Raw genomic sequence first — 24,021 nt, forward strand, 5'->3', positions numbered from 1 at the left:
GCGGGGTGGGGCGGGCGTGTGCATTCGGGTGGCGGCGTGCCGTGTCGGGCCGGTGGTGCGGGCCGGGTTCGCGATGCTGGGCCGGGGGGCCTCTCCCCCTGTCCCACGGCGAGTAGGAGTACGGCATGACGGCGGACGCGGTCGGGCGTTTCCTGGCGGCGCTGGAGCCGCAGCGGCGGGAGGCCGTGGCGGGCCGGCCGCGCGGGGAGCAGGAGCGGCTGGCGGCCGCGTGGGAGGAGGAGCTGGGTTCGGACGACGAGCTCGACACCCTCGACGAGCTCTCTCCGCCCGCGGCGGAGGCCGAGGCGGCCCGCCGGGTGATGGACCGCGAGGCCTGATCCGGTCTCCCGCGCCGCGGCCGGGCCCGACGCCGCGGCCGGATCCTGGCCCGGGTCCGGGTCCGGCGGGCGGTACGGGCCGGCGGGCGGGTAATCGGGCTGGCGGGCGGTCCCGGGGCCGGGGCAGACTGGGGCGGGTGCGTGATCATCTCGAGGTGTCCCCGGGGCTTGGGCTGCGGCGCTGGTCGCCGGCGGACGCCGGGGCGGTGCTGGCGGCGTTCGCCGAACCGGTGATGGCCCGGCAGGCGGGTGAGCCGATCGCGGCCCTGCCTGCGGCGCGGCGGTGGCTGGCGGCCCGGGCGGAGCAGTGGGACGCGGGATCCGCTTTCGCCTTCGCGGTCGTCGACGGGGCGGACGCGGTGCTGGGGAACGTGGCGGTCGGCGCCGTCGACCGGCGTCACCGCACGGGCTGGGTGTCGTACTGGACGACTGCGGCGGCCCGCGGGCGGGGCGCCGCGTCGGGCGGCTGCCGTGCGGTGGCCGCCTGGGCCTTCCAGGACGCCGGTCTGTTCCGGCTGGAGCTGGGCCACCGGGTCGACAACCCGGCGTCGTGCCGGGTGGCGCGGGCTGCGGGCTTCGCGGTCGAGGGGATCCAGCGCCGCAAGCTCGAGTACGACGGTGTCCGCCACGACGTCGAACTGCACGCACGGCTGGCGATCGACCCCGTACCGCCGCCCGCACGGCCGGGGCGGGCCGCCGCCGGCTGAGACGGCCGGGGGCGCCGGTGGTGTGCGGGCGCGGCGGGTGCGTGCCCGTCGTGGAGTTGCCGGGGCGGCGGATGGAGAGCACGCGGCAGCGGCGGTGCGCCTCGCGGGAAGGCCGGCGCGTGTCCGCCGGGTACGTGGCAGGGCGCGGCCGGTCGGACGGGTGAAGGGCCTGGCGTCGGCGCCGCGGGCCGGGCCGGAGGGTCGGGTGTGGGGTCGGGGGTGTGGGGTCAGCGGCGGTGGATGCGGTCGACGCCGTACCAGCGGGACACGCAGGCGGCGACCCAGTCGCGGCTGTAGTCGGCGGTGAAGAACGGTTCGGCGAGGCTGCCGATCGGCAGGGGGCGGTAGCCGACGTCGGTGGCGCCTTGCGCCGCTTCGGTGCGGATGCGGGCGTTCTGGGCGTCCCAGGCGATGGAGCGGGCCACCGTGGTGGTGGTGAGCTGCTGGAGGGCGGGGACGAGGGAGGCCGTCGAGGCGAGGGTCAGGCAGAACGCGGCCGTGGCGCAGGCTGCCAGGGTGCCCGGGCCGGCGGGGCGGCGGGCGGCGAGGCGGGGGCCGGCCCATGCGCCCAGCAGGGCTCCGTAGCCGCACAGGGCCAGTTCCATGGGCAGCAGGTAGCTCGTCCAGGTGCGGGCGTAGGTCCATCCGGTGGGGCCGTATCCGCTGCGCAGGCCCGCCGCGACCGCGAAGGATCCCAGGAGGACCACGGGCAGCGGGAGCAGCAGCAGGGCGGCCCGCGTCCACCGCGCAGTCGGGTGCGGGGGCGGGGTTGAGGTCGGGGGTGAGGGTGAGGTCGAGGGTGAGGGTCGGGGGGTGCGGAGGGTGGCGGCCAGGCCCAGGAGGAGGCCGGCGGCGGGGGCGGCGAGGTAGGCCCACTGTCCGGTGACGGTGTCCCACATGTGCAGCCAGTCCTCGTAGGTGGCGCGCAGTTCGGCCGCGGAGAGCAGCGGTTCCTTCTCGGGCTGCTGGGCGCGGCGCCAGCGGGCGCCCGGGGAGGTGTAGAGGACGGCGAGGCCGCAGACGAGGCCGGTGCACCACAGCAGGCACCAGGTGAAGGGGCGCCAGGTGGTGGCCAGGCGCAGGCGGGGCAGGCACAGCAGGGCGGTCAGGGCGGCGGCGAGGCCGCTGACGAGGGCGAAGGGTTCGCTGAGGGTGCCGAGGGCGAAGCCGATGAGGAGGGCGCCGGCGAGGCCGGCGGTGCGGACGGCGCGGCGGGGGTGGGAGACGGTGGCCAGGGCCAGCAGGAGTGCCCACAGGCCGATGACGCCGGGCAGGGTGTGGGAGATGGTGGCGGGGGCCCACAGCAGGACCTGGTAGCTGCGGGTGCCGGCGAAGTAGAGGAGTGCCTGCAGGACCAGGGCGCAGGCGGTCAGGAGGAGCAGGGGCGGGGTGTGGCCGAGGGCGCGCAGGAGGCGGCGGCCCAGCAGGACCAGGGCGGCGGTGAGCAGGACGGCGATGAGGGTGGGGAGGATCTTGGTGCCGGCCGGTCCGTCGCGGTAGAGGAGGCCGCTGAGGAAGGCGTTGGCGATGCGGCCGTTCTGGGTGGTGTAGAAGTCGGCGGTGATGCCGAGGACGCCGAGGTCGCGGGCTTTCCAGGCGGCGCACCAGTCGTCGGAGGTGGGGCGGATGTAGAGGCCGAGGAAGCATCCGACGGCGACGAGGGCTCCGGCGGCGGCGAGGAGGGTCGCCGCGGCGGCGGGCAGGAGGGTGTGCGGGAGTCGGCGGGGGCCGGTTGCCGGGTCCGGGCCGGTGTGGGAGGAGGGGCTCACGCGTTCTTCCTCGCCCTCGGCCGCCATGGTGCTCATGGGCCTCCCCTTCGCAGCGGGGGCCCCTCGGGCAAGGGCGGCCGGTGCGCCCCGCCGGCTGTGGTGATCGCACGGCCCGCGAACACCCATGATGTGCACGGTTCGCCGCGGGCGGCATCCCGGGCCGGGGCGGGGCGCAATGCGGGCCGGGGCGGGGCGGGATGCGGGCCGGGGCGGCCGCGGGGCGGGCTGTGCGGGTGCCGGATCGCGGGCTGCCGGGGGGCTGCGGTGCCGGGGCGGGCTGCGGGGGCTGCAGGTGCTGCGGGGCTGGGGGGCACCCGGGCTGCGGGCTGGGGGGGTCACCCGGGCGGCGGGGCTTCCGTGGCGGGGTGGGCGGTGGTCTTCGAGGATGAGTGGGGGTCAGGGTCCGCGGGTGCGCCCGGTGTGCGGGGCGCGGATGCGGCGGAGGGAGTGGCGATGCCCGGTGTCCTCGGCTGCTGGGCGGTGGTTGCGGCGGCGCTCACGAGTACGGCCGTTCCCGTGTGCGGGGCGGGCGGTCATGCGCCGTTGTCGGGGCTGACCGCTCCCGCCGTCGGTGTGCTGTCCAATGCGAGTGCCGCCGAGGGGGTTTCGGCGTCGCTGGCCGCCGGTGCCCGGTACGTGGAGGGCAGCAACGTGCTGCGGCTGGCGTCGGGGCGGTGGCGGTACCTGCCTTCGGGGCGGTCGGTGTCGGTGGTGGTCGCGGCCGGGGACGGGCGGGCGCTGCGGCAGATCGGTGAGAGCCGGGCCTGGCTGGCGTCCGGCCGTGTCCCGGGGCGGACGGCGGCCGAGCGGGCGGCGGCCGGGCGGGCGCTGCTGGCGATGCGGGCGCTGCTGCGGCCCAACGGGGCGATGGCGGCGGGGTGGAGTCCGGGGTGGATGTACTCCTGGCCGCGGGATTCGAGTTTCGCGTCTGCCGCGTTCGCGCACACCGGGCATGACGAGGAGGCCTTCCGGATCCTGCGGCACAGTGCGGCGACCCAGCGCGGGGACGGCAGCTGGGAGGCGCGTACGAAGCTGGACGGTTCGGGGCCGCCGGACGCCAGGCGGTGGCAGCTCGATGCCAACGGCTGGGTGCCGTGGGCGGCGTGGCAGTGGTACCGGGTGGCGCCGGTGGAGGGGCGGCGGGAGCGGCTGGCGGCGCTGTATCCGATGATCCGCAGGGCGGCCGACCGTGCGGCGCTCTCCCTGGGGGCGGACGGGTTGCCTCCGGCTTCTCCGGACTACTGGGAGCTGATGACGGCGACGGCGAACATCGGTACGGCCGCGCCGTTGCTGGCCGGGTTGAACGCGTCGGCGGACCTGGCGCGGGATGCGGGCCGGCCGCAGGATGCGGCGCGTTGGGCGCGGGCGGCGCGGCGGCTGTCGGCGGGGATCTCCAAGCGGTTCTTCCCGCTCGGCTACCAGCGGACCGTCGACGGGCGGCACGGCCGCGACAGTGCGGTGGCGTTCATGGCGCCGCCGTTCAACGCGGCGGCCGCCGGTGTGCCCGCGGCGCTGGAGGCCACCTACCGGGCGCTGCTGCTGCCCAACGGGGGGCTGACTCCGGGCAATGATCCGGGGGCGCCGTGGGGGGCTGTGGCGTGGACGCCCAGTACGGCGTTCTTCGCGTTGGCCTGGGCGGCGGGGGGCCGGCCGGCGAAGGCGGGGCCGGTGCTGCAGTGGGTGCTGTCGAAGCGGAACGCTCTGGGTGAGCTGCCGGAGAAGGTGGACGCAGCGGGCCGGCCGGCATCGGTGGCGCCGCTGGCGTGGACGGGTTCGATCGTGGTGCTGTCGCTGGTGGCGCTCGATGCCGGCGGGCTGTCGGCCCCTCCCCTGCCGCCGCCCCTGCCCCTGCCGTTGTGGCCGTAGACGGGGTGTCGGGCGGGCCGGGTCGGGCGGGGTCGGGCGGGCCGGGTCAGACGGGCTGGGTCGGCGCGCCGGGCGGCGGGGTGGCGCGGACCTTCTCCAGGGCGGCCAGCAGGCGGCGGTAGGCGGCCTGTTCGGCGGCCACCGCCCGCCGTGCCTGTTCCAGGGCCGGGTGGCGGGGGTCCTGCCCCTGCCCCTGGGCCTGCGCGTGGGTCTGGGCGTGTTGCCGGGCGTGGGCGGTGGCGGCCAGGCGCAGGGTTCTGGCGCGGCGTACCTCGCTCTCGGCTTCGAGGCAGGCCTGGTCGAGGAGGCGGTGGTCGAGGACTTCGGTGAAGGCGCGCCGGGCCAGGGTGTCGAGGCGGTCGAGGCCGGCGGCGCAGTGGTCGGGGTCGGGGGTGGCGCAGCCCTGGGCGAGGGCGGTGGAGAGGGTGTTCAGGGTGGCTGCGAGCCGCGGGTACTCCCAGGCCGGGGCGGTGTCGTCGCGGCAGCCGGCGGTGAGGGCCGCGGCGGCGAGGCAGGCGGCCAGGGCCAGGCTGTGGACGGCTGCCGTCCGCGTGCGGGTACGGGTGCGGGTGGGTGGGCGGGGGGTGTGGGAAGCGGTCACGGGGGGTCCCGATCGCCGGTGGTCAGGACGGGGGGAGCTGGTGGGCCGCGGCGGGCTGCTGCCGGCCCGGCTCGGGGCGGCGGGTGTGGCGGGGGTGGCCGATGCGGGCGGGGTGGCCCGGGGGGCCGGGGTGTTCGGCGCTGCCGGGGTGGTGGCTGGCGTGGGCGGTGCGGCGGGGGTGGCCGGGGCGGCGGGGGTGGCCGGGGTGGTCATCGTCGCCCGGGGTGGTCACCCGTGCCACCCGGAGCCCTGGCGGGCGGCCTGGGCGAGGGCGGTGGGTGCGACGGCCCGGTGCCACGGCACGGACCCGCCGGGCGTGCCGGGCGTGCCGGGGGTGGGGGTGGGCGGGGGTGTGGTGGTGAGGTGCAGGCCGGCGTCCAGGCCGAGGGCGGCGGCCAGGCCGGTGCCGTCGGGTGCGGTCACGGCGGCCGGGGCGCCGGTGTAGAGCATCTGGGACTGCGACCAGGCGGGTGCCCGGCCGGGGAGGGTGACGGCGGCCGTGCCGGTGGCGGCGCGGCCGGCGAGGAGGTGGCCGGCGGCGGCGATGGCGCCGTAGCCGCCTTCGCCGCCGGCGTCGGCGGGCGGGGTGAAGAGGGGTGCGCCGGCGGTGGCGGTGGCCAGGGTGGTGGTGGCGGTGCCGACGGAGGGGCGGCGGAAGGAGAGGCGGACGCCGTCGTCCTGCGGTGTCGCGGAGAGGACGCCGGTGGTCGCGGGCAGGCCGGTGGGGAAGGGGCCGGCGAGCGGGGCGCCGGGGGCGGGCTGGGTCCAGGCCAGGACGGTGGTGTCGGTGGCCGTGTAGACGTGGCGGCGCCCGGCGCTGTCGGTGGCGGTGGCGGGGTCGCCCTGCAGGCCGGTACCGCCCAGGTTCTGCCAGGGGCCGAAGTCGGCGCCGGGGGCGGGCTGGGTGCGGGCGCGCAGGGTGCGCCGGGAGTCGCGTTGGTAGACGGTGATGCGGCCGGTGGCGTCGACGGCGGCGGTCGGTGCGCCGAGGGCGGTGGTGGCGGAGGTGTCGCCGGTGTCGGGGGTGCCCAGGTTCTGCCAGGGGCCGAAGTCGGCGCCGGGGGCGCTCTGGAGGGCGTAGACGGCCTCGCGCCGGTAGTCCTGGGGGGTGGCGCCCAGGGTGGTGCGGGTGGCGAGGACGGCGATGCGGCCGTCGGGGAGGCGGGCGGTGGACGCGCCGGCGTCGATGGCGGTGCCGGGGGCGGTGGCGGGCAGGAAGCGGGGGCCCTGCCAGTCGGCGGTGGGGGTGGGGCGGGTCCAGTAGGCCATCTGGCCGTCGAGGGCGGCGAAGGCGTAGAGCCGGCCGGGGGCGCCTTGGGTCATCCAGGTGGTGCTCTCGCCGCGGCTGTAGCGGATGGTCTGGTTCCATCCGGCGCCGGTGGGCCGGGTCGCGGTCTTGCGGTCGCCGCAGCCGGCGGGGCTGCCGCACCAGTCCTGGTGGTCGCTCCAGGCGTAGGTCTTGAGGTAGCCGAGTTTCTCCTCGGCGGCCTTCGCGTCGAGGGTGGGGGGCAGGGAGCTGTTGGGGTAGCTCACGTAGTTCTGGACCGAGAAGTGCGGGCGGTCGGCCAGGGCGGCGTAGCGTTCGGTGGCCGCCTGCACGAAGCGGGCCCCGTACATGTGGTCCTGGTGGTCGAGGAAGGCGCCGGCGGGCCGGGTGCGGCCGGGGGTGGGGTCCTGGGTGCGGATGGTGGTGGGTTTGTAGAGCGCGAGGACGTTCGCGATGGCCTGGACGGCCTGGTCCTTGGTGTAGGAGAAGGGGGTGGTGACGGGTGTGCCGGAGGCGAGCTGGGAGCCGAGGGCGGGGACCTTTCCGTCCCACAGGCCGCGCAGGCTGTCGGGGTTGTCGCCGGAGATGCTGCGGGCCTCGCGCATCTGCATCCACACCAGGTTGACCTCGGGGCGGGCGAGGAGGACGTCGACCTCGGCGCTGCCGCCGCCGGTGGTGGGTACCGAGGTGCGCTGCCAGGCGCTGGTGCGCCGGCCGGTGGCCATCTCGGCGTAGGCGGCGCGTATGCCGTTCTGGCGGGCTTCGGCGTAGGCGGCGTGGTCGGCGGGGCGGGTGGGGTCCTGCAGGTGGGGGCTGTGGGCTTCGTTCCTGCCGTCGGACTCGCCGGCGGTGAGGTAGACGGTGGTGACCTTGACGCCGGTGGATATGGAGCGGCTCAGGTCGGGGTTCATGAAGAAGAGGTCGTCGTCGGGGTGCGCGACGAGCTGGAGGACCGTGCCCCGGGTCACGCTGGGGAGCAGGGGGGTCTGGGGGGCCGCGGTGCGGGGGGCGGTGGTGTATCCGTAGGCCCAGGTGGTGATCCCGGCGGCGCCGATGGTGAGTGCGGCGAGCAGGGCCGCGGTGCGGGTGCGGCTGGCCAGGGACATCTGCGGGCGCCTTGGGGGTCGGTCCGGTGCGGTGTGCGCCGAAGGGCGGAGTCGGTGCCCCGATGGCTCCAGCACTTCCGGAGACGACCGGGGCCGATTATGCCCCGCGTGTTTTCTGCTGACACACCATCAAGCGGCATATGGAAACAAACCAGTTGAATGCAACATATGGGCAGCTTGTCCCTATTTGACATCTGTTGGGTGGGGGGTGTGGCGGGGGTGGCGTGGTGTGGGTCACTCCCGGGGTGTTGCGGGCGGGCGGGGCGCGTGCGGGGTCCGCGGGGCGGTGGGGGCGGTGGGCGGGGCTCCGGGGCGGGAGGGTTTTCGCGGCCTTCTGCCGGGCTTCTGCCGGGATTTGCGGGTTTCTGCGGGTTTCCTCCGGGGGTGTCCGGCCGGGAGCGGGCGGAGTCCGGCGGGCGGGCGTCCGCACGGCCGGGCGCACGGTCGGACACGGCGCCGGTGAGGTCGCTCACACCACCGGGGTCGGGGTGGGTGGGTGGGTTGGGGGCGGGTGGGTCGGGGTGGCCCGGCGGTCGGCGCGGTGACGGTTCCGGGGCGGTGGACCGGGCGGACGCGCGGCTGACGCGGCTACGGTCCTGGGGCGGGTGGCCGGCTGCCTGCTCGGTGACGGCCCCGAACCGGTGGACCGGGCGGGCGGCGGGCGGTATCCCGCGTCCGGTCCCGGCGTACGGCCTGGGCCGGGTGGCCGGCGGTCGCCACGGCGCGCGGCAGCCGACCGGCGCAGGCGCCGCGTCGGATCGCCGGGGAGCCGGTGCCGGTCCCGGCGCACAGCCCGGGACGGGTGGGCCGGCGGCCGGCGCGGCACCCCCGCCCGGGCTGGTGCATCGCCGCGCGGCAGCCGACCGGCACATACGTCGGCAGGGGCCCGCGTCGGCCCGCCGGGGAGACCGGCGCCAGTCCTGGCGCACAGACCCCGGGACGGGTAGTCGGTGATCATCGCGGCACGCCCGCCCAGGCTGGTGCATCGCCGCACGGCAGCCGACCGGGCCGCGTCGGCCCCGCCGGGAAGGCCGGTACCGGTCCCGGCGCACAGCCCGGGACGGGTGGGCCGGTGGTCGTCGCGGTGGGCCCATTGGACTGGTGCGTCGCCACACGGCAGCCGACCGTCACATCCGTCGGCAAGGGCCCGCCGGGGAGGCCGGTACCGGTCCCGGCGCGCAGCCCGGTACCAGTAGGCGGCAGTTGTCGCGGCGGGCCCGCCGAACGGGCACGTCGCCGCACGGCAGCCGATCGACGCAGGCCCGCGTCACCCCGCCGGGAAGGCCGGTACCGGTCCCGGCGCACAGCCCGGGACGGGTGGGCCGGCGGTCGGCGCGGTGGGCCCGACGGGCCGGTGCATCGCCGCGCGGGCGGCCGATCGGCACAGGCCCGCCCGGCCGCCGGCCGGAGAGGCTGGCACCGGTTTCGGCGTGCCGCCGGGCGCGGCAGGCGTTCTCCGCTTCGGGCGGTGCGGTGACGCACCGGCAGGTGGGGAAGCCCCTGCCCGGGTGGACGGCCTTCCCCGTGGAGCGGGGCGTGCCCCGGTGCTCGGCCGGGTCCTTGGGTTCGCCGGCCGCGCCGGGGCCGGGGAAGGGTGTCCGGGGCCTGGCGGCGGGGACGTACGTCGGCGGTCCGGGGACCGGTGGCCGCGTGGCCGGCGGTCCGGTCGGGGGGCGGGCGAGGGTGCGCCGGGGGTTCCGTCAGCGGGACCCGCTCCCCCGGGCCGGCGGCCGGGGCCGGGTGGGCGATGGGCCCGGCCGGCGCGGTGCCGTGCGGCGGCGGCTCGGCGCGCCGCACGGGCGAGCGGGGCTGCCGGAGCCGGCCGGCGGGGGGGCGCCCGGCGCCCCCGGCCCGGCCCGGCCCGGCCTGCGGCGCCTTGCCCGCGCGTTCGTCCCGCCCCGCGACCGGGTGGACGTACGGGCGCCGACCGGTGCTACTTCAGGCCGGTCTCCTGGCATGCGGCCTTGAGGGCTTCGGTGCAGATCTCGTCGATGGTGTAGACGCCGTCGAGGACCACGGTGCTGCGGATGTTGTCGCGGGTCACCGACATGCCGGGGATGAGGACGGCCGGGATGCGCTTGGTGGTCGGGCTGGAGACCACCTGGTTGATGATCCCGTCGATCTTCTCGCCCTGGGCGAGGAGGACGGCGAGTTCGGCGGCGGCCTCGGCCTCGCGGGCGTAGGGCTTGTACACGGTCATGTACTGCTCGCCCGCCACGATGCGGCGTACTCCGGCGAGTTCGGCGTCCTGGCCGGTGACCGGGGGCAGCGGGGAGACGCCGGCGGCCTTGAGGGCGGTGATGATGCCGCCGGCCATGCCGTCGTTGGCGGAGTAGACGCCGACGACCTTGTCCTTGCCGAGCGCGGAGAGCGCGGCCGCCATGTTGGTGTTGGCGTTCTCCGGCTTCCACTCGACGGTGTCGTACTCCTTGCCGACGTTCACCTTGCCGTCCAGGACGGAGCGGGCACCGGTCTTGAAGCTGGCGGCGTTGGGGTCGGTGACCGCGCCGTTCATCATGACGATCCTGCCGCTGCGGGCCTTGTCGCCCAGCGCCTCCAGCAGGGCCTTGCCCTGGACGCGGCCGACGTCCTCGTTGTCGAAGGAGGTGTAGGCGTCGATGGGGCCCTCGGCCAGGCGGTCGTAGGCGACCACCGCTATGCCCGCCTCCTTGGCCTTGGTCACCGCGCCGGCGATGGCCTTGGAGTCGACCGCGTCGATGACCAGGACGTCCACCTTGTCCTTGATCATCGTGTCGGCCTGGGCGCTCTGTCTGGCCGCGTCGCCGCCCGCGTTGGCGTAGAGCACCTTGCCCTTGCCGAGGGTCAGCAGGGCGACCTTCTTCTCCATCAGCGGCTTGTCGAACTTCTCGTACCGGGCGGTCTCGTTCTCGGGGAGCAGCAGGCCGATCCTGACCGCGCCGTCGCCGCCGCCGTCGCCGGCGCTGCCGGCTTCGGTGGTGCCGCAGGCGGTGAGTGTGACGGCGAGTGCCGCGACGGCAAGAGCAACGGGGGCACGCCCCGGGTACGCGTTCACGAGGTGATGCCTCCCTGACGGGGCCGTAGGGATACGGCCGAGGTGGACGCAGTCAACGTGCCCGCACCGCTGCCGTCAAGAAGTGAATCCTTAACGAGATGGCAACGCTGTCATCGTGGTGCCTCGCCCGGCCCGGTCAGGGCTTTCCTTCGCCGGTGGGGGTCCGGCTCCTGCTGTGGCATCAACTCCTGAAGGGTGAGGGGCGGGTGGGTGTTCGAGATGTGGTGCGAGGGAGTTCCGGGGCGGGGGCAGGCCGGGGGCAGGCCGGGCTCGGGCGGGGGTCGGGCGGGGTTCGGGGTGGCTTCAGGGGGCGGTCGTGGCGCGGTGGGGGTCCCCGGCGGGCGGGGCGGCGGGCGCCGAGCGCAGGGCGAGGAGGTATCCGGCCTGGAAGCGGCTCTCGGCTCCCAGTTCGTCCATCAGCTCGGCGATGTGGCGCCGGCAGGTCCGCAGGGACATGCCGAGCCGGCGGGCGATGAGCTCGTCCTTGGCGCCGCCGGCGAGCCGGCCGGCGATGGTGTCCTGGAGCTGGGCCGAGGTGGTCGCGGTGTAGGAGGCGGCGAAGGGCTCGGCGAGGCTCCAGGCGTTGGCGAAGACCGAGCACAGGAAGGCGACGGCGGAGGGTTCGCGCAGTACGACGGCCGCGTCGGGGTTGTCCCATACCGGGAGGAATGCCGTGGCGCGGTCGAAGACCAGCATTTTGCCGAAGAGTTCGCCCAGGGTGCGGACCTCGGCGCCGGCGGCGGCGACGGCCTGTACGTACTCCTGGGTGCCCGGGCTGTAGCGGGCGGTGTGCTGGTAGAGGGTGTGCAGGCGCACTCCGCGGCCCAGCATCTCCAGATCCCGCGGGAGCGCGCGCTCGAGGTAGCCGGGCGGGCGGCCGCCGCCGGGCTGGACGGTGAGGACCTCCTCGGTGCAGCGGGCCGCGGTGTCGGCGATGAGGAGCATCACGCGGTCGCGGGACTCGACCACCTCGACGGCGCCGGAGTCGGCGCCGCGGCGGTAGGTCTCCTCGTACAGGGGGATCAGCGAACTGAGGCGGGCGCGGGTGCGTTCCAGGGTCTCCAGGCGGCGGCGCAGCCGGTTCTCCTCCGGTCCCACCAGTTCGGCGGCGGCGGTGTAGGGGCTGACGGCCCGCCAGCGGGCGCGGGCGCCGTCGGGGTCGCGGGCCAGGAGGCGGTGGCGGGCCAGCTCGGCGGCGGCGCGCTCGGTGTGGTCCTCGGCGAGGCCGAGGGCGGCGGCCAGGGCGGTGGTCGGCTGGGGGCCGCCCTCCAACAGGCGGGTGTAGAGCCTGACCGCGGTCGGCCCGAGCTCCGCGGCGTCCGCCGGGGCGGGGGCGGGGGAAGCCGGGTCGGGGGCCGCGTTCGGGTACCGGGTCGCGGCGGAGCCGGGATCCGGGGCCGGGTACAGGGCCGAGTCCGCAGCCGGGTTCGGGTACGGGGGCGCGGCCGGGTCCGGGGCGGGGACCGCGGCGAAGGCCGGGTCGGAGTTCGGGGCCGGGTACGGGGCCGGGTTCGGGTACCGGGGCGCGGCCGGGCCGGGATCCGGGGCCGCAGCGGGGGCCGGGTACCGATCCCGGTCGGGGGCCGGTGGGGGTGGTAACGCTCCCGGCGCCTCTGCGGATGCCCCGGTATCTCTGGTTCTGTCCATGTTTTGCACCCCTCCCTTTCGTGCCACGCACCTTGCTGAGGCCCGTACCCGCTGGACCCCGAGTTCCGGGCCGGAGATTCTTGGGTCACCGGAAAGAAAGACCCGGCAGGAATCAGATCGGAATTCACTTTCTCAGGAGAACAGCATGAAGTTCACTCGGTTCCTTTGCACGGCGGCGCTGGCCGTGGGTATTGCGGGCAGCATCGTTTCCGGCGCGGCGCCGGACTCCGGATCCGGTCCGGCTTCCGCACGGACCGCCGCCCCGTGCGACGGCCGTCCGGGGGACACCGAGTGGACGAACCCCGCAAGCCACTGCCCTCCGGCCCTGTAGAGCCGATCGGGCACCACCAGGTTCCACCCTCGCGCGAAAGTCACTGGAAGAACCCGATGCCGAACCCCCCTCCAGGCCACAGGGAAGCCGGTCTTCCCTGGTGGCAGGCCCTCTCGCTGCTCTGTGCCGGATGCCTGGCCGTCCTGCTGCACCGGCGGATCACCGGCCCCTCCCCCTCGCGGGCCCCCCGCCGCACCGGCGGCGGGAGGGCGCCGCACAACGACGCGGCCGCCCATCTCACCACTTCCTGGTGACGGAAAAACCCTCCCCCGCCCCCGATGACCGAGAGCGCTTTCAGTAAATCAGCAATCCGGGGCGGGAGAGGAGTCGGCGGAATGGGTTCGGCCTGAAATAGGCCCGATCTTTTCCTTTCCGGCCACGGGCTGTCGGCGCCGGCCGCACACTCCCGAAAAATCCTGTTCCGGTGGCACCGGATTCACAGCCCCGCATTCACCTCACGGCCCGCTCCCGGGCCGCTCGCGGCCCACCCCGAGCCCACCCCGGGCCCTCACGACCACCGAATGTCCGATACATCCCTTGGAGGAGAAAAGATATGCGTATCAGCCGCAAGCGTGTCGCCGTCATGATCGTCAGCTCGGTCGCCGCCGCGGGGGTCCTGCTGCCCTCCGCCGCCTCCTACGCCGCCCCGGCGCCCGTGCCCGCGCCGGCCGCCGTCTCGGGTGTCGCCCCGGGTGAGGCGGGCGCCCTCGCGGGGAAGGTCGACGTCGCCTCCGCGGTCCTCGACATCACCCAGAAGATCTTCAACATCGTCACCGAGGCCATCGAGCGCAAGCAGAACCGCTCCGGCTACGTGAAGTCCCTGATGGAGGGGGCCTTCTACGAGTCCGGCCAGCGCTACAACGTGATGGTCATCAACAACGCCAACCGCTACACCCCCAACCTGCGCGGCGTGGTCTACGACGCCAAGGTCAGCGGCATCCACGGCACCTACCGGGTGCTGGTCTTCGAGTCGGGCCAGTTCACCAACCACGGCGACGGCGGCTGGATCAACTGGGCCTTCCGCGGCTGGTTCGACCGCGACGGCGGCCACGTGAACTTCCGCCGCTCCTGGTAACCCGCCACCCACCGGCCCACTCCCGCCCCGCCCCGCCCCGTTCCGCCCCTGCCCCCGTACACGTCCCCGTAGAACAGGACTTCATCGCCATGCGCCGCAACACCACGCTCGCCACGATCGCCCTGACCGCGCTCACCCTGACCGGGGCGGCAGCCCTCCCGGCCCAGGCCGCCGGACAGCCCGCCCCGGCCCCCGCCGCCGTCTCCGCTCCCGCCTCCCCGGCCGCCTCCTCCCCCGCCGCATCCGGACCCGACGCCGCGCCCGCCGCCGACAAGAGCGTGAGCGTCAGCGTCTCCATGGACCAGCTCGGCCGCGGCAAGGCCATCACCGACGCCCTGCGCGGCATCAAGACCGACAACCGCGGCACCTTCGTGCAGGAAGCCGTCGACAAGGCGTTCAAGGCCGCCGGCAGCCGGCACAACGTCATGCTGTTCAACCTCAGCCAGAACTACAACGACCAGTTCCAGGGCACCCGCGTCTACGCCAACGTCCAGTGGGGCAACATCCACTACGGCCTGTGGGTCTTCGAGTCCGGCCAGTTCACCAACCAGGGCGACGGCGGCTGGATCAACTGGGGCTTCGTCGGCTGGTACGAGCGCAACGGCGGCCACGTGAAGTTCAACCGCTCCTGGTAACCACCCCCGACCCGAGGCAACCCCCGCGAGGCCCACCGGCGGCCCCCTCCGGCTTTCGTCCACCCCGACGACCGGCAGGGGGCCGCCGGGCGCGCGCGGGGACCCATGCCAGTACCCGACGAGGCGCGCTCCAGCCCCGTCCGGCCGTGCCGCGTACGCTGCGGCCCCCCGGGCGGCTGCAGGGTACGCGTCCGGCGCGTACCCCGACGGCCGCAACAGCCCGCCGGACACCCCCTGCGACGACCTGCAGCACCGTTCGCCACCCACCGGGCAGGCCGCGGACGGGGGGCCGCGCCGACCGATGACACCGCGCCCACCGGCGCCGCCTCCCCGGCCCCGACAACGCCTTCGACGCGACCGGGCCGGACGCCCCGGGCAGGCCTCACCCACCCACCGGCCAGCCGGCCCGCCCCCGCGTCGGGGCGGGGCGGCAGTGGCCGCCCGCTACCGTGCCGGACGCCTGAAGCAGGTCATCACCCGCAGCGACGGCAGCCACGACCAGGCCCCCGGCCACGCCCTCGGCACCATCCAGGGCCTGCCCCAACAGACGACCGCACCGGCCGCCTCCGAGGCACGTGCGCAGCGAAGCGCCCGGCCGACCGCCACGCCCGACCCGCCTCCGAGCCGCCTCCGGGCCGCCTCCGGGCCGCTTCCGGGCCGCCTCCGGGCCGCTTCCGGGCCGCTTCCGGGCCGCTTCCGGGCCGGCACGACAGGGGCGGCGGGGCGGGGTGGGGAGCCGGTGGGGTGGACGGGGGTGTGTCGGTGCCGGGCGGGAAGGACGGCGTCCGGCACGGTGGGGCCCGGGTCCAGCCGTCCGCCCCCCGTGCGCAGGCGGCATCCGGGGCGTGTGTGAGGGGTTCGCATGGCCGACAACAACGAGACCGATACCGGTATCGGCGCCGATGCCCGCCCGGGCGCCGACAACAGCAACGACGACAGCGACAGCGGCGGTGTGGTCTCCTCTCCGGCCAGCCGTCGTGCCCTGCTGCTGGCCGCCGGCTCGGCCGGGGCCGCAGCCGTCCTGAGCGCGGCGTGCGCCGCCCCGGCCGGAACGCGGGGTGCGGCAGCAGCGCGGTCCGCCTCCCCGCCCCGGCCCCCCTCACCGGCCCCGTCGAAAACGGCGCAGGCCGCGGCCCCGGCCTGTGTCCTGGCCGTCGGGGCGGGCGCGGGACCGTACTACCTGGATCTGGACCTGGTCCGCTCCGACATCACCCAGGGCCGCGGCGGAGTACCGCTGCGACTGGACCTGACGGTGGTACGGGTCCCCGACGGCTGCCGTCCGCTCGCGGCCGCCGGCGTCGAGGTGTGGCACGCCGACGCCGACGGTGACTACTCCACCGGCAAGGACACCTTCCTGCGCGGCACCCAGATCACCGACCGCACCGGACGCTGCGTGTTCCACACGATCGTGCCCGGCTGGTACGCCGGACTGGCCCCGCACATCCACTTCAAGGTCCGCCCCGACACCCGCACCGAGACGACCTCGCAGTTCTTCTTCCCCGAGGACCTCCTCACCCAGATCTACACCCGCCGGCCCTACGCGCGCCGCACCCCGCCCGAACACCCCAACCAGCGCGACAGCCGCTACCGCGCCGCGGGAGGAGCCATGACCCTGACCCTCACCCCCGACGGCAACGGCTACCGCGCCGCCCACACCATCGGCATCGCCTGACCCCAACACCCCCAGCAGCCCGAAACCCAGGCAACCCGAACCCAGCCAGCCCGAACCGGACGGAACCCGCGCAGCCCGAACCGCGCGGCCCGAACCGCGCGGCCCGGGGCCGCCGGCCGCCACATATCCGCAGGTCAGAACCCGGCTTCCGGGTACGGGACACTGCCAGCGGGTGCGGGGTGCGCCCGGATCGGAGAAGCTGGGCATGGCCGCAGCGCCGCCGGGCGCGACGAACGGGCGAGGAGGCCTCGTGGACGCTTCAGGAGACGGCCGCAACCCCCGCGGACCGCGGGCCCACACCCGGACCCGAACCCGGACCGGGATCCTGCTGAGCACCGCAGCAGCCCTCGCGGCCGCCGCCATCCCGGCCTCCGCAACCCAGCCCGCACCCGCGCCCCCACCCGACCCGGTCGTGGTCGACTGCTTCTCCAAAGGCCAGGTACGCCCCGACGAATACCTGCTGGCCTGCGGCGACGGCAACAACCGCCTCGTCGACCTGCGCTGGAACACCTGGGGACCCAAAACCGCCACAGCCACCGGCACCGACATGGTCAACGACTGCCGCCCCTACTGCGCAGCAGGCCGCTTCCGCCCCTACCCGGTGACCGTGACCCTCAGCGACCCCCAGCCCTGGCCCGCCCGCCCCGGCACCCAGCGGTTCGCCACGATCCGCCTCCTCTACACCGACACCGCACCGGCCCCCGTCCCCAAGGACGTGACCTACAAACTCGTGTACGACACCCCCAGCCCCACCCCCACACCCACACCCAGCCCCTGACACAACACCCCCACCCCCGACCGCGGACATGCGGGGCTGCGGGGCTGCGGGGCTGCGGGGCTGCGCAGGGAGTATGCGGGGGTGAAGGTGAAGCATGCGGAGCCGCGGCGCGGGAGCCCCAGACAAGGCATGCGGGTGTGACATGCCGCCCTCGGCCCAACCAGGACCCCGCCCCATCAGGCCGCCGCACACCAGTGGCACTCCCGGGACGGGCCCACCTCGGCCGCACCCCCGCCAACGGGACGGGCCTGCACCTGGTCGTCGACGGGGCGGCGCTCGTCTTCGGCTTCGCAACCTTGGACGGTGCGGGCGACGCGCTGGGCGAGGCGCCCGGCGAGGCCGTCTTCGAGGGCGTGGGGGACGGGGACTTCGACTCGGTCTCCGCCGGCCCGTCGGACCGCGCCACACACGGCCCGGACGCGAAGAGGATCTCCTGTCGTCGGCCACGGCCGGTTTGGGCGCCATGCACACCACACGCAGCGCTCCGAGGCACGAGTACGGACGATCCCAGCGCAGCCGCGGCCGTGACCGCGGACTACCCCCCCTACCAGCGGCGAGCCCGGCAGGCGGAGTGGCGTGCCCCAGGGACAGGACACCGCACCGGCCCGCCGGACCCCCAGAACCCGGGCCCGGCGGGACACTGCGCGCGAAGGAGCCTGCCTCCGCGACACGGACCGCCACGACCTCCCGGCAGACCAGTGCGCGGCTGCGCGCCGACCAGCCCCCGGTCTCCACGGCGATCATGCCGCCGGTGACACAGCACGGTGACCCGCCGACCGCCCCGGGAACCCCCTCACAGCAAGTCCGGTAGGACCCTCGCAGGCTGATCACCGCCATCACGGCCCTCGACCTGCCGCCCCCGACGCCCACCATGGTGGCGGCGCTACACCCGAAAGCCAGGACACACCGGAACGAACCGAACCGAACCGGACCAGCGGGCAGCGGCAGCGGGCAGCGGGCAGCGGGCAGCGGGCAGCGGGCAGCGGGCAGCGGGCAGCCGAACATCCCGGCGGCCGCACCCCCACTGCCAGTCCCACCACACCGCGGACCGGCCGCCGGAGACCGTCCGGGCCGGTGGTGACGATCACGCCGACGCCACAGCCGCGGCCGCTCCGACAGCGACCGTAACCGGCCGACACAGGCACTCACCGCGACCAGCGCCGCCCGGGGCGCCCCTCCCGCGTAGCCACCCCGCCGACTCCGTCCCGCGTCGATGCCGCAGACAACCGGCAGACCGAGCGCGCCCTACGGTTCAACCCCCGGCACCACCACACCACCGCGCACACCCCGGGCGGTCCGGTACCTCCGCCACCGGACCGGCCACCACCCAGCCGACAGCACCGGCCAGGAGGCCTCCGCGTTCACCCCACGCGCCGACCCCACCACCGGCCGCGGCCACCCGCCGGCACCGGCCGCGGCCATCATCCGCGCCGCGGAGGACCGCCCCGGGCCCCCGCACGGCACACACCGCCCCCGACCACGGGCGCACCATCTGCTCGCCGCCCACGCACACGCCGAACCGGTCACCGCCGCCGCCGCCGCCGCGCCCTCCCTCCCCGCAGATCTCCGACGACCCGGCCCGGCCGCCACCCACCCCGCGAACGCCGCGAACACCACCCGCACCACAAGCACCGCGAACGCCCGAGAAGCCCGAGAAGAAGGGGCACGGGCGCCCCGGAAAGAGGGGGCACGAAGAGAACAGGGGTCGCGCGGGAAGGGGGTGGCGGCGGGGAAAAGGAGGGGACAGCGCAGGCAGCGGGGGGAGGGGCGGGGTGGCCTGTCACACGGCTGTGACAGTCGACGGACAGCCTCATGAAGTCCCACGGCCACGCTCTTAACAAGAGAACAAAAGGGACATTCGGCCGGAATGTCCCTCCTGCTTCCGAGGACGCGAGCAGCGATGACCGAGCCGACACGGCGGAGGAAATCCGATGACTCCCACACTCACCACGCCGCACACCGCAGCCACCGCCGCCCCCGCGCCCGAGCTGGCCCCCCGCGAGCAGGAAGCACTGCGGCACATCGCCGCCGGACGCACCTACCTCCAGACCGCCCGCCACATGGGACTGTCCAAGCACACCGTCGACGCCTACCTGCGCCGCATCCGCGCCAAGCTGAACGTCAACAGCACCGCCGAGATGACCCGCATGGCCATCGCCCTGGGCCTGTGACCACACCCCACCCCAGACCCTGCCCCCCCCCGGCCCGCTGCTCCCCCGAGCCCCGCACACCCCCACACACCGGGACCCGACCCCACCACACCAGAACCCACACACCCCGACCCACACCGAGCTCTCACCGGGCCCGCACCGGGAACGCACCGGGCCCGCACCGGGAACGGACACGGAGCACCACGCAGACCCCCCCGGGGGGGCAGGACCGGCGCAGGACCAGGCACGGTCACCGAAGCAGCGCCGGCCAGACCCGCAGCGCCCGGCGCCATGCACCCCAGACCCCCAGAACACCCGGAGAAGCATCGCAAGGCAGAAGAACGCCCGGGCACCAGGCGCACCCGAGCCCGCCGACAACCCGCAAGCCCCCGGACCGACCCAAGGGACACGAAGCGCGACACCGGGCGACACCGACCCTGCGGGCACCCTCTCCCAGCAGCAGGAGCAAGGACTACAACGTCACCCTCGGCCGACAGCGACGGGCTCACCAGCCGGGGCAGGACCGCACAGAACCCCAGACACACCAACCGGGGGCGGAGCCGCCGGAACAGGCAGACCGGCCGAAGGCGGGGCCGGCGCGGAACCAGACAGACCGGCCGAAGGCGGGCCGGCGCGGAACAGGCAGACCGGACCGGGAGGTGCCAGCACAGGACCAGGCAGACCGGCCGAAGGCACAGCCCCTCACCGAACCAGACAGACCGGCCGGCCCGGGAGGTGGCACAGGACTGACCGGCCGGGGGCCGGGCCGGTGCAGGACCAGGCAGCCCGGACGGGAGCGGGGTCAGGTGTGCAGGCGGCTGTTGGGGCCGTCCCGGTCACCGGCACTCTCGTCGTTGAACCAGTAATCACCCGCCGCCAGATAGCGGAAGGAATGGGTGTGCTCACTGGGCAGCGTCAGCGTGACAGCCCGCTTGCCATCCGTACGCGGCTCCAAAGTGTGAACACCGGGCTGCCAGCCATTGAAATCCCCCACGACACTGACCGGCCCCGGCGGGGTGTCCGCGGGCAGGACAAAAGTGACCTCGGTGCGGTCCTTGCGCAGTGTGCGCTCCAGCATGGGCCTGCTCCTGACTGGCAGTACGACGGCGATGTACTGGCCCATCCTCGACGCTGGACCGCCGCACCGCACTCCGAGACCCACCCCCCACCCCGCCTCGGCGACATGCACGAACCCCCCGACCACCAGCCCCCGGCACCAGAGCAGGAAAACGACCACCGGCCCCCTGTGACTCCGCCCACCCTCCCTTGACCAGCCAAGGAAGGGTTACCTAACTTCAACGGCATGACCCCCCACACCCCCTCCCCCGACGACCACACCACCGGCGCCGGCGCCGCCGCCACCGGTAGCGGTAGCGACGCGTCCGCGGGCCTGGCCGACTTCACCATCGACCTCACCTCACAAGAGGTACTCCGGCGCGCCCAGATGATCGAAGCCCTCGGCCCCCACTGGAACCCCACAGAAGTCCTCCACGGCGAAGAAGCCGCCCACAACCTCCTCTACTCCGGACTCGACCCCCAACAACAACACCTCTACAACACCCTCGCCACCGCCGGCATACTCCCCCACCGCCACCACGGCCATGCTGCCCCTTGACCCCCAAGCAGACCCCGGCCGCCGCGCCTGGATCCCCTGCCCCCAATGCCACGACACCCACCACTGCACAACCTGCCAAAACCACCAAACCTGCACCACCCACTGGCGCTACCTCCTCACCAACACCGGCAGCCTCCTCCACCTCCAATGCCCCACCTGCACCCACGTCTGGACCCACGAAACCCACTTCGGCACCACCCGAACCCCCCACCACCCACCACCCCGACCCACACCCCCAGCACCCCACCACTAACCACCCACCCCCACACACCACCCAGCAAACACACCAACACCCACCACCCACCACCCGGAAATCAACCACGACAGCCCCACAAACCGGTCGACGACGCTGCCGCAGAAGGCGAACACAGCCGACCGGCCTGCTCCAGCAGCCCCACGCGGACCAGTCAGCGCCGGCCACAGATACACCCGTCTCCTTCCCCCACCGGGCAGGCAAAGATCCGGAAATCACCCCACCCACCCACCCACCGTGACACCGGTCGCACCATCGCACACCACCCCAAACAGCAGACAGCACACGCCACCGCAGATCAGGCACAGGACGCCGCACCTCCCACTCCCTCCCCGACCGTACGACGCGCACGTGTGGGTCCGGGCGGCACACCCAAGGCCTCACCGTCAGGATGAGCGCACACGGTTCCGGAGAAACACTCAACCAGCACCCCGCCCGGTCGAACCGACCCCGCGGGAGCCTGTGGGAGCCCGGCGCAGACCCCCAGCCACACGCTGCGCAGCGTGATCGGTTCCCGGCGAAGCGGAACCGTGGTCTCACACCCCCCGGTGAAACACGTCCGAAAGGACCGGCAACACCGCGGCCGCTGTGAAGAAGCCAGCCCCGCGAAGGACCGCTGCGCAGCAGAAGCCGCCCCGGCACGAACGAGAGCCGCGGCAACAGCACCGACCGCACTCCGCGAGGGCTGAACGCGGCTTCCCCACTCGCCCGCAGCCCGGGGCAACCCCAGGACGGGGATCCTGTTGGCCCCGGTCCGGCCAGGGCAACGGAAACAAGCGACGGCCCTGACGGTGGCGGTCCGGCCGCACGCAGGCTGTCAAGCCACGAGTTGCAGCGGCGTGACGTGACGGAGGCGGCGGAGCGCAATGGAAGAGCAGCCGAAAACGGCTCGCCCACCCCACCGCGACAAGGAGCACCCCTCATGAACGGCACCCCCGCCCGGCGTCTCGTCCTCCTCACCGCATCGGCCGCACTGGCCGTGGGGGCCGCTTCCGGGTCCTCCGGCGCCTTCGCCGCGCCCCGTGCGGGCGACCCGCCCCGTGCGACGCCCGCCACCCCGCCGCCAGAACCCGCCCCAGAGATGTCGGCGGCCGCGGAGCTGTACCTGAACCACGTCCTGGACCTGCTCCAGAACAACTCCATGGACACGAAAAACGTCGACTGGCCCCAAGTGCGGCACCGGGCCCACACAGAAGCCGCAGGCGCCAAGACCACCGCCGACACCTACGACGCCATCGACCTCGCCGTCAAAGCCCTCGACAATCCGCACACCACCTTCATGAGGCCGGACCAAGCAGCCAAACTCGAGCCGTCGCCCGAGGTGGAGGCACCCGACACCGGGACCACCACCGATGCCCCACGGCCGCCTCGTCGGACAGGAAATCGGATATGTGTCGCTGCCGACCACCGACCGGATCACGGGCTACGCCAAGACCGGCGCCCAGGTAGTCCGCACGCTCGACGCGTCCCGACCCTGCGGGTGGATCGTCGACCTGCGCGCGGACAGCGGCGGAGCCATCTGGCCCAAACTCGACGCCCTGGCACCCCTGGTGGGTGACGGACACCTCGGCGGCTTCGTGGACGCAGACGGCAACCAGGCCGCATGGACGCTGCACCGAGGACAGCTGTCCATCGGCGGCGAAGCCGTCCCAAAAGACATTCCCCCGAACATCGAAACAGGCGCGAGCGGCATCAACGACTACGTGACGCACAACGCCTACGTACTGAAACAGCCCCGGCCCCCGGTCGCGATCCTGACCGGCCCCAAAACCGCCAGCGCCGGCGAAGCCACCCTGATCGCCTTCCGCGGCCGCCCCGACAGCCGCAGCTTCGGACTCCCCACCGCCGGCCTCGCCACAGGAAACGCCTCCTACCCACTCAGCGACGGCGCACTCCTGCTCGTCACCTCCACCGCCGACATGGACCGCACCGGACGCCGCTACGCCAACACCCCCATCACACCCGACGTCCACGTCACCTTCACCGACCACGACATCCACCAAGGCACCGACGACCCCGTAATCAACACCGCCCGGAAATGGCTCGAGTCCCGACCCACCTGCAAGAAATAACCGACGGCATACAACATCACCGACATCACCACGCAGCTGCCCAGTCGGCCAGCCCGGCCCCATCCCCCCACACCCGTGCCGAACTCCCCCATCCCGGACGGCCAAACACATCCGGACGGCACCGACGGCGAACCGCGACGAAGACGGCCCGAACCAGGCAGCAGGCCATCGCCACCGACCGCGCCACCTCCCCCAACACTTCAACCAACAACTCGAACAGCGGCCGGCATCCGGACCCCATCAACACCGCTGCCGGAAGTCCTTCCCCCCGACCAGGCCAGGCACCAGCATGCGCCCCCGGGTCATGCCCCCAGGCCCTCCGTCACCGGCAGGCACTCGGCGAGCAGGTCGACGACGTCACGCCAGGCCCGCTGCGCGTGCTGTCGGTGATAGCCGACGCCAGCAACCACAGGGTGGTCGACCGGCGGATGGTGGAAAGCGTGCAGAGCCCCGCCATAGACCGCAAGGCGCCAGTCAACACCCGCAGCCTGCATCTCAGCGGCAAACGCCTCCCGCTGCGCAGGCGGCATGATCGGATCCTCCGACCCGACCCCCGCCCACACCGGACAGCGAATACGCGCAGCCTCACCCGGCCGACCCGTGGTCAAGGCGTTGACCGTCCCGATCGCACGCAGGTCGACACCAGCACGCCCGAGTTCCAACCCGACGGCACCCCCGGTGCCATAGCCCACGACGGCGATCCGGTCGCCGTCGGACCGCGGTTCGGCACGCAACACATCAAGCGCCGCAAGACCGATCCCCCGCAACCGACCAGGATCGGCAAGCAGCGGCATACAACGGGCCAACATCTCCCCGGGATCACCCAGATAACGCCCGCCATGAAGATCGAAAGCCAGCGCTACGTATCCCAACTCGGCCAGAGCATCGGCCCGACAGCGCTCGACGTCGCTGAGCCCCATACCCTCCGGCCCGAGCAACACCGCAGGCCGACACCCCACACCAGCCGGCAACGCCAGGTACCCGACCATCGTCAAACCATCAGCCGAATACTCAACCACACGCCCCACAATCTCCGTCATGACACCCGACCGTACTAACCACCAAACCCGATCCGACCCGTGTTCCGCCACCGGCAGAACAACAC

The 24,021-nt window shown here is 74.3% G+C and carries 19 protein-coding genes; 11 read left to right on the top strand and 8 right to left on the bottom strand.

Annotated elements, in window-relative coordinates:
* Nucleotides 1–125: 125 nt before the first annotated feature.
* Complete coding sequence (locus E6U81_RS37500) at nucleotides 126–338, top strand: hypothetical protein (RefSeq protein ID WP_136234468.1); 213 nt, start codon at nucleotides 126–128, stop codon at nucleotides 336–338.
* A 137-nt stretch (nucleotides 339–475) separates the two neighbouring features.
* Nucleotides 476–1,045, top strand: a complete 570-nt coding sequence (locus tag E6U81_RS37505; RefSeq protein ID WP_136234469.1) for a GNAT family protein — start codon at nucleotides 476–478, stop codon at nucleotides 1,043–1,045.
* A gap of 227 nt (nucleotides 1,046–1,272) precedes the next feature.
* Here E6U81_RS37505 and E6U81_RS37510 read toward each other — a convergent pair whose 3' ends face one another.
* Nucleotides 1,273–2,850, bottom strand: a complete 1,578-nt coding sequence (locus E6U81_RS37510; protein WP_136234470.1) for a DUF6056 family protein — start codon at nucleotides 2,848–2,850, stop codon at nucleotides 1,273–1,275.
* A 417-nt stretch (nucleotides 2,851–3,267) separates the two neighbouring features.
* On the opposite strand from E6U81_RS37510, the gene E6U81_RS37515 reads away from it, so the two are divergent.
* Complete coding sequence (locus E6U81_RS37515; protein WP_136234471.1) at nucleotides 3,268–4,680, top strand: glycoside hydrolase family 15; 1,413 nt, start codon at nucleotides 3,268–3,270, stop codon at nucleotides 4,678–4,680.
* A 46-nt stretch (nucleotides 4,681–4,726) separates the two neighbouring features.
* Here the strand turns inward: E6U81_RS37515 and E6U81_RS37520 are convergent, their stop codons facing one another.
* From E6U81_RS37520 to E6U81_RS37540, 5 genes are all read right to left on the bottom strand, one after another.
* Nucleotides 4,727–5,281: a hypothetical protein gene (locus tag E6U81_RS37520; RefSeq protein ID WP_136234472.1), complete on the bottom strand. Its 555-nt coding sequence runs from the start codon at nucleotides 5,279–5,281 to the stop codon at nucleotides 4,727–4,729.
* Nucleotides 5,282–5,303: 22 nt separating this feature from the next.
* Complete coding sequence (locus E6U81_RS37525) at nucleotides 5,304–5,513, bottom strand: hypothetical protein (protein WP_136234473.1); 210 nt, start codon at nucleotides 5,511–5,513, stop codon at nucleotides 5,304–5,306.
* Entirely contained in the window at nucleotides 5,510–7,654 is a 2,145-nt protein-coding gene (locus tag E6U81_RS41855; protein ID WP_136234474.1) for a PIG-L family deacetylase, read from the bottom strand. Before E6U81_RS41855 ends, E6U81_RS37525 begins: the two co-directional genes overlap by 4 nt.
* 1,933 nt (nucleotides 7,655–9,587) lie before the next feature.
* Nucleotides 9,588–10,688, bottom strand: a complete 1,101-nt coding sequence (locus E6U81_RS37535) for a substrate-binding domain-containing protein (RefSeq protein ID WP_136234475.1) — start codon at nucleotides 10,686–10,688, stop codon at nucleotides 9,588–9,590.
* A 303-nt stretch (nucleotides 10,689–10,991) separates the two neighbouring features.
* Complete coding sequence (locus E6U81_RS37540) at nucleotides 10,992–12,335, bottom strand: LuxR family transcriptional regulator (protein WP_136234476.1); 1,344 nt, start codon at nucleotides 12,333–12,335, stop codon at nucleotides 10,992–10,994.
* Between the two features lie 884 nt (nucleotides 12,336–13,219).
* Here E6U81_RS37540 and E6U81_RS41860 point away from each other — a divergent pair.
* From E6U81_RS41860 to E6U81_RS37565, 5 genes are all read left to right on the top strand, one after another.
* Nucleotides 13,220–13,741 carry a stress protein gene (locus tag E6U81_RS41860; RefSeq protein WP_136234477.1) on the top strand — a complete coding sequence of 174 codons (522 nt, stop codon included), beginning with the start codon at nucleotides 13,220–13,222 and terminating at the stop codon, nucleotides 13,739–13,741.
* 89 nt (nucleotides 13,742–13,830) lie between these two features.
* Nucleotides 13,831–14,376, top strand: a complete 546-nt coding sequence (locus E6U81_RS40325) for a stress protein (protein WP_168714856.1) — start codon at nucleotides 13,831–13,833, stop codon at nucleotides 14,374–14,376.
* Nucleotides 14,377–15,238: 862 nt separating this feature from the next.
* The gene (locus tag E6U81_RS37555; protein ID WP_136234478.1) at nucleotides 15,239–16,048 is read left to right on the top strand and encodes an intradiol ring-cleavage dioxygenase; all 810 of its coding nucleotides are present in this window, start codon (nucleotides 15,239–15,241) and stop codon (nucleotides 16,046–16,048) included.
* Nucleotides 16,049–16,298: 250 nt separating this feature from the next.
* Complete coding sequence (locus E6U81_RS37560; protein WP_206310123.1) at nucleotides 16,299–16,826, top strand: hypothetical protein; 528 nt, start codon at nucleotides 16,299–16,301, stop codon at nucleotides 16,824–16,826.
* A gap of 1,931 nt (nucleotides 16,827–18,757) precedes the next feature.
* On the top strand, nucleotides 18,758–18,997 hold the full coding sequence (locus E6U81_RS37565; protein WP_136234479.1) for a helix-turn-helix transcriptional regulator: 240 nt from the start codon (nucleotides 18,758–18,760) through the stop codon (nucleotides 18,995–18,997).
* 781 nt (nucleotides 18,998–19,778) lie between these two features.
* On the opposite strand, the gene E6U81_RS37570 is transcribed toward E6U81_RS37565, so the two are convergent.
* Nucleotides 19,779–20,054: an isoamylase early set domain-containing protein gene (locus E6U81_RS37570; RefSeq protein ID WP_136234480.1), complete on the bottom strand. Its 276-nt coding sequence runs from the start codon at nucleotides 20,052–20,054 to the stop codon at nucleotides 19,779–19,781.
* A 225-nt stretch (nucleotides 20,055–20,279) separates the two neighbouring features.
* Between E6U81_RS37570 and E6U81_RS37575 the strand changes: the two genes are divergently transcribed.
* The 3 genes from E6U81_RS37575 (at nucleotide 20,280) to E6U81_RS37585 (ending at nucleotide 22,916) form a co-directional block, all read left to right on the top strand.
* Complete coding sequence (locus E6U81_RS37575) at nucleotides 20,280–20,591, top strand: DUF6400 family protein (RefSeq protein WP_240804250.1); 312 nt, start codon at nucleotides 20,280–20,282, stop codon at nucleotides 20,589–20,591.
* A complete protein-coding gene (locus E6U81_RS41535; RefSeq protein ID WP_136234481.1) occupies nucleotides 20,578–20,844 on the top strand; it encodes a hypothetical protein in 267 nt (88 codons plus the stop codon). Before E6U81_RS37575 ends, E6U81_RS41535 begins: the two co-directional genes overlap by 14 nt.
* A gap of 1,391 nt (nucleotides 20,845–22,235) precedes the next feature.
* Nucleotides 22,236–22,916, top strand: coding sequence for a S41 family peptidase (locus E6U81_RS37585; RefSeq protein ID WP_168714857.1), 681 nt, complete (start codon nucleotides 22,236–22,238; stop codon nucleotides 22,914–22,916).
* Between the two features lie 302 nt (nucleotides 22,917–23,218).
* On the opposite strand, the gene E6U81_RS37590 is transcribed toward E6U81_RS37585, so the two are convergent.
* On the bottom strand, nucleotides 23,219–23,956 hold the full coding sequence (locus E6U81_RS37590; RefSeq protein WP_136234483.1) for a dienelactone hydrolase family protein: 738 nt from the start codon (nucleotides 23,954–23,956) through the stop codon (nucleotides 23,219–23,221).
* Nucleotides 23,957–24,021: the final 65 nt, after the last annotated feature.

The sequence above is a fragment of the Streptomyces sp. A0592 genome (assembly GCF_004795115.1).
GTDB classification, from domain to species: Bacteria; Actinomycetota; Actinomycetes; order Streptomycetales; family Streptomycetaceae; genus Streptomyces; species Streptomyces erythrochromogenes.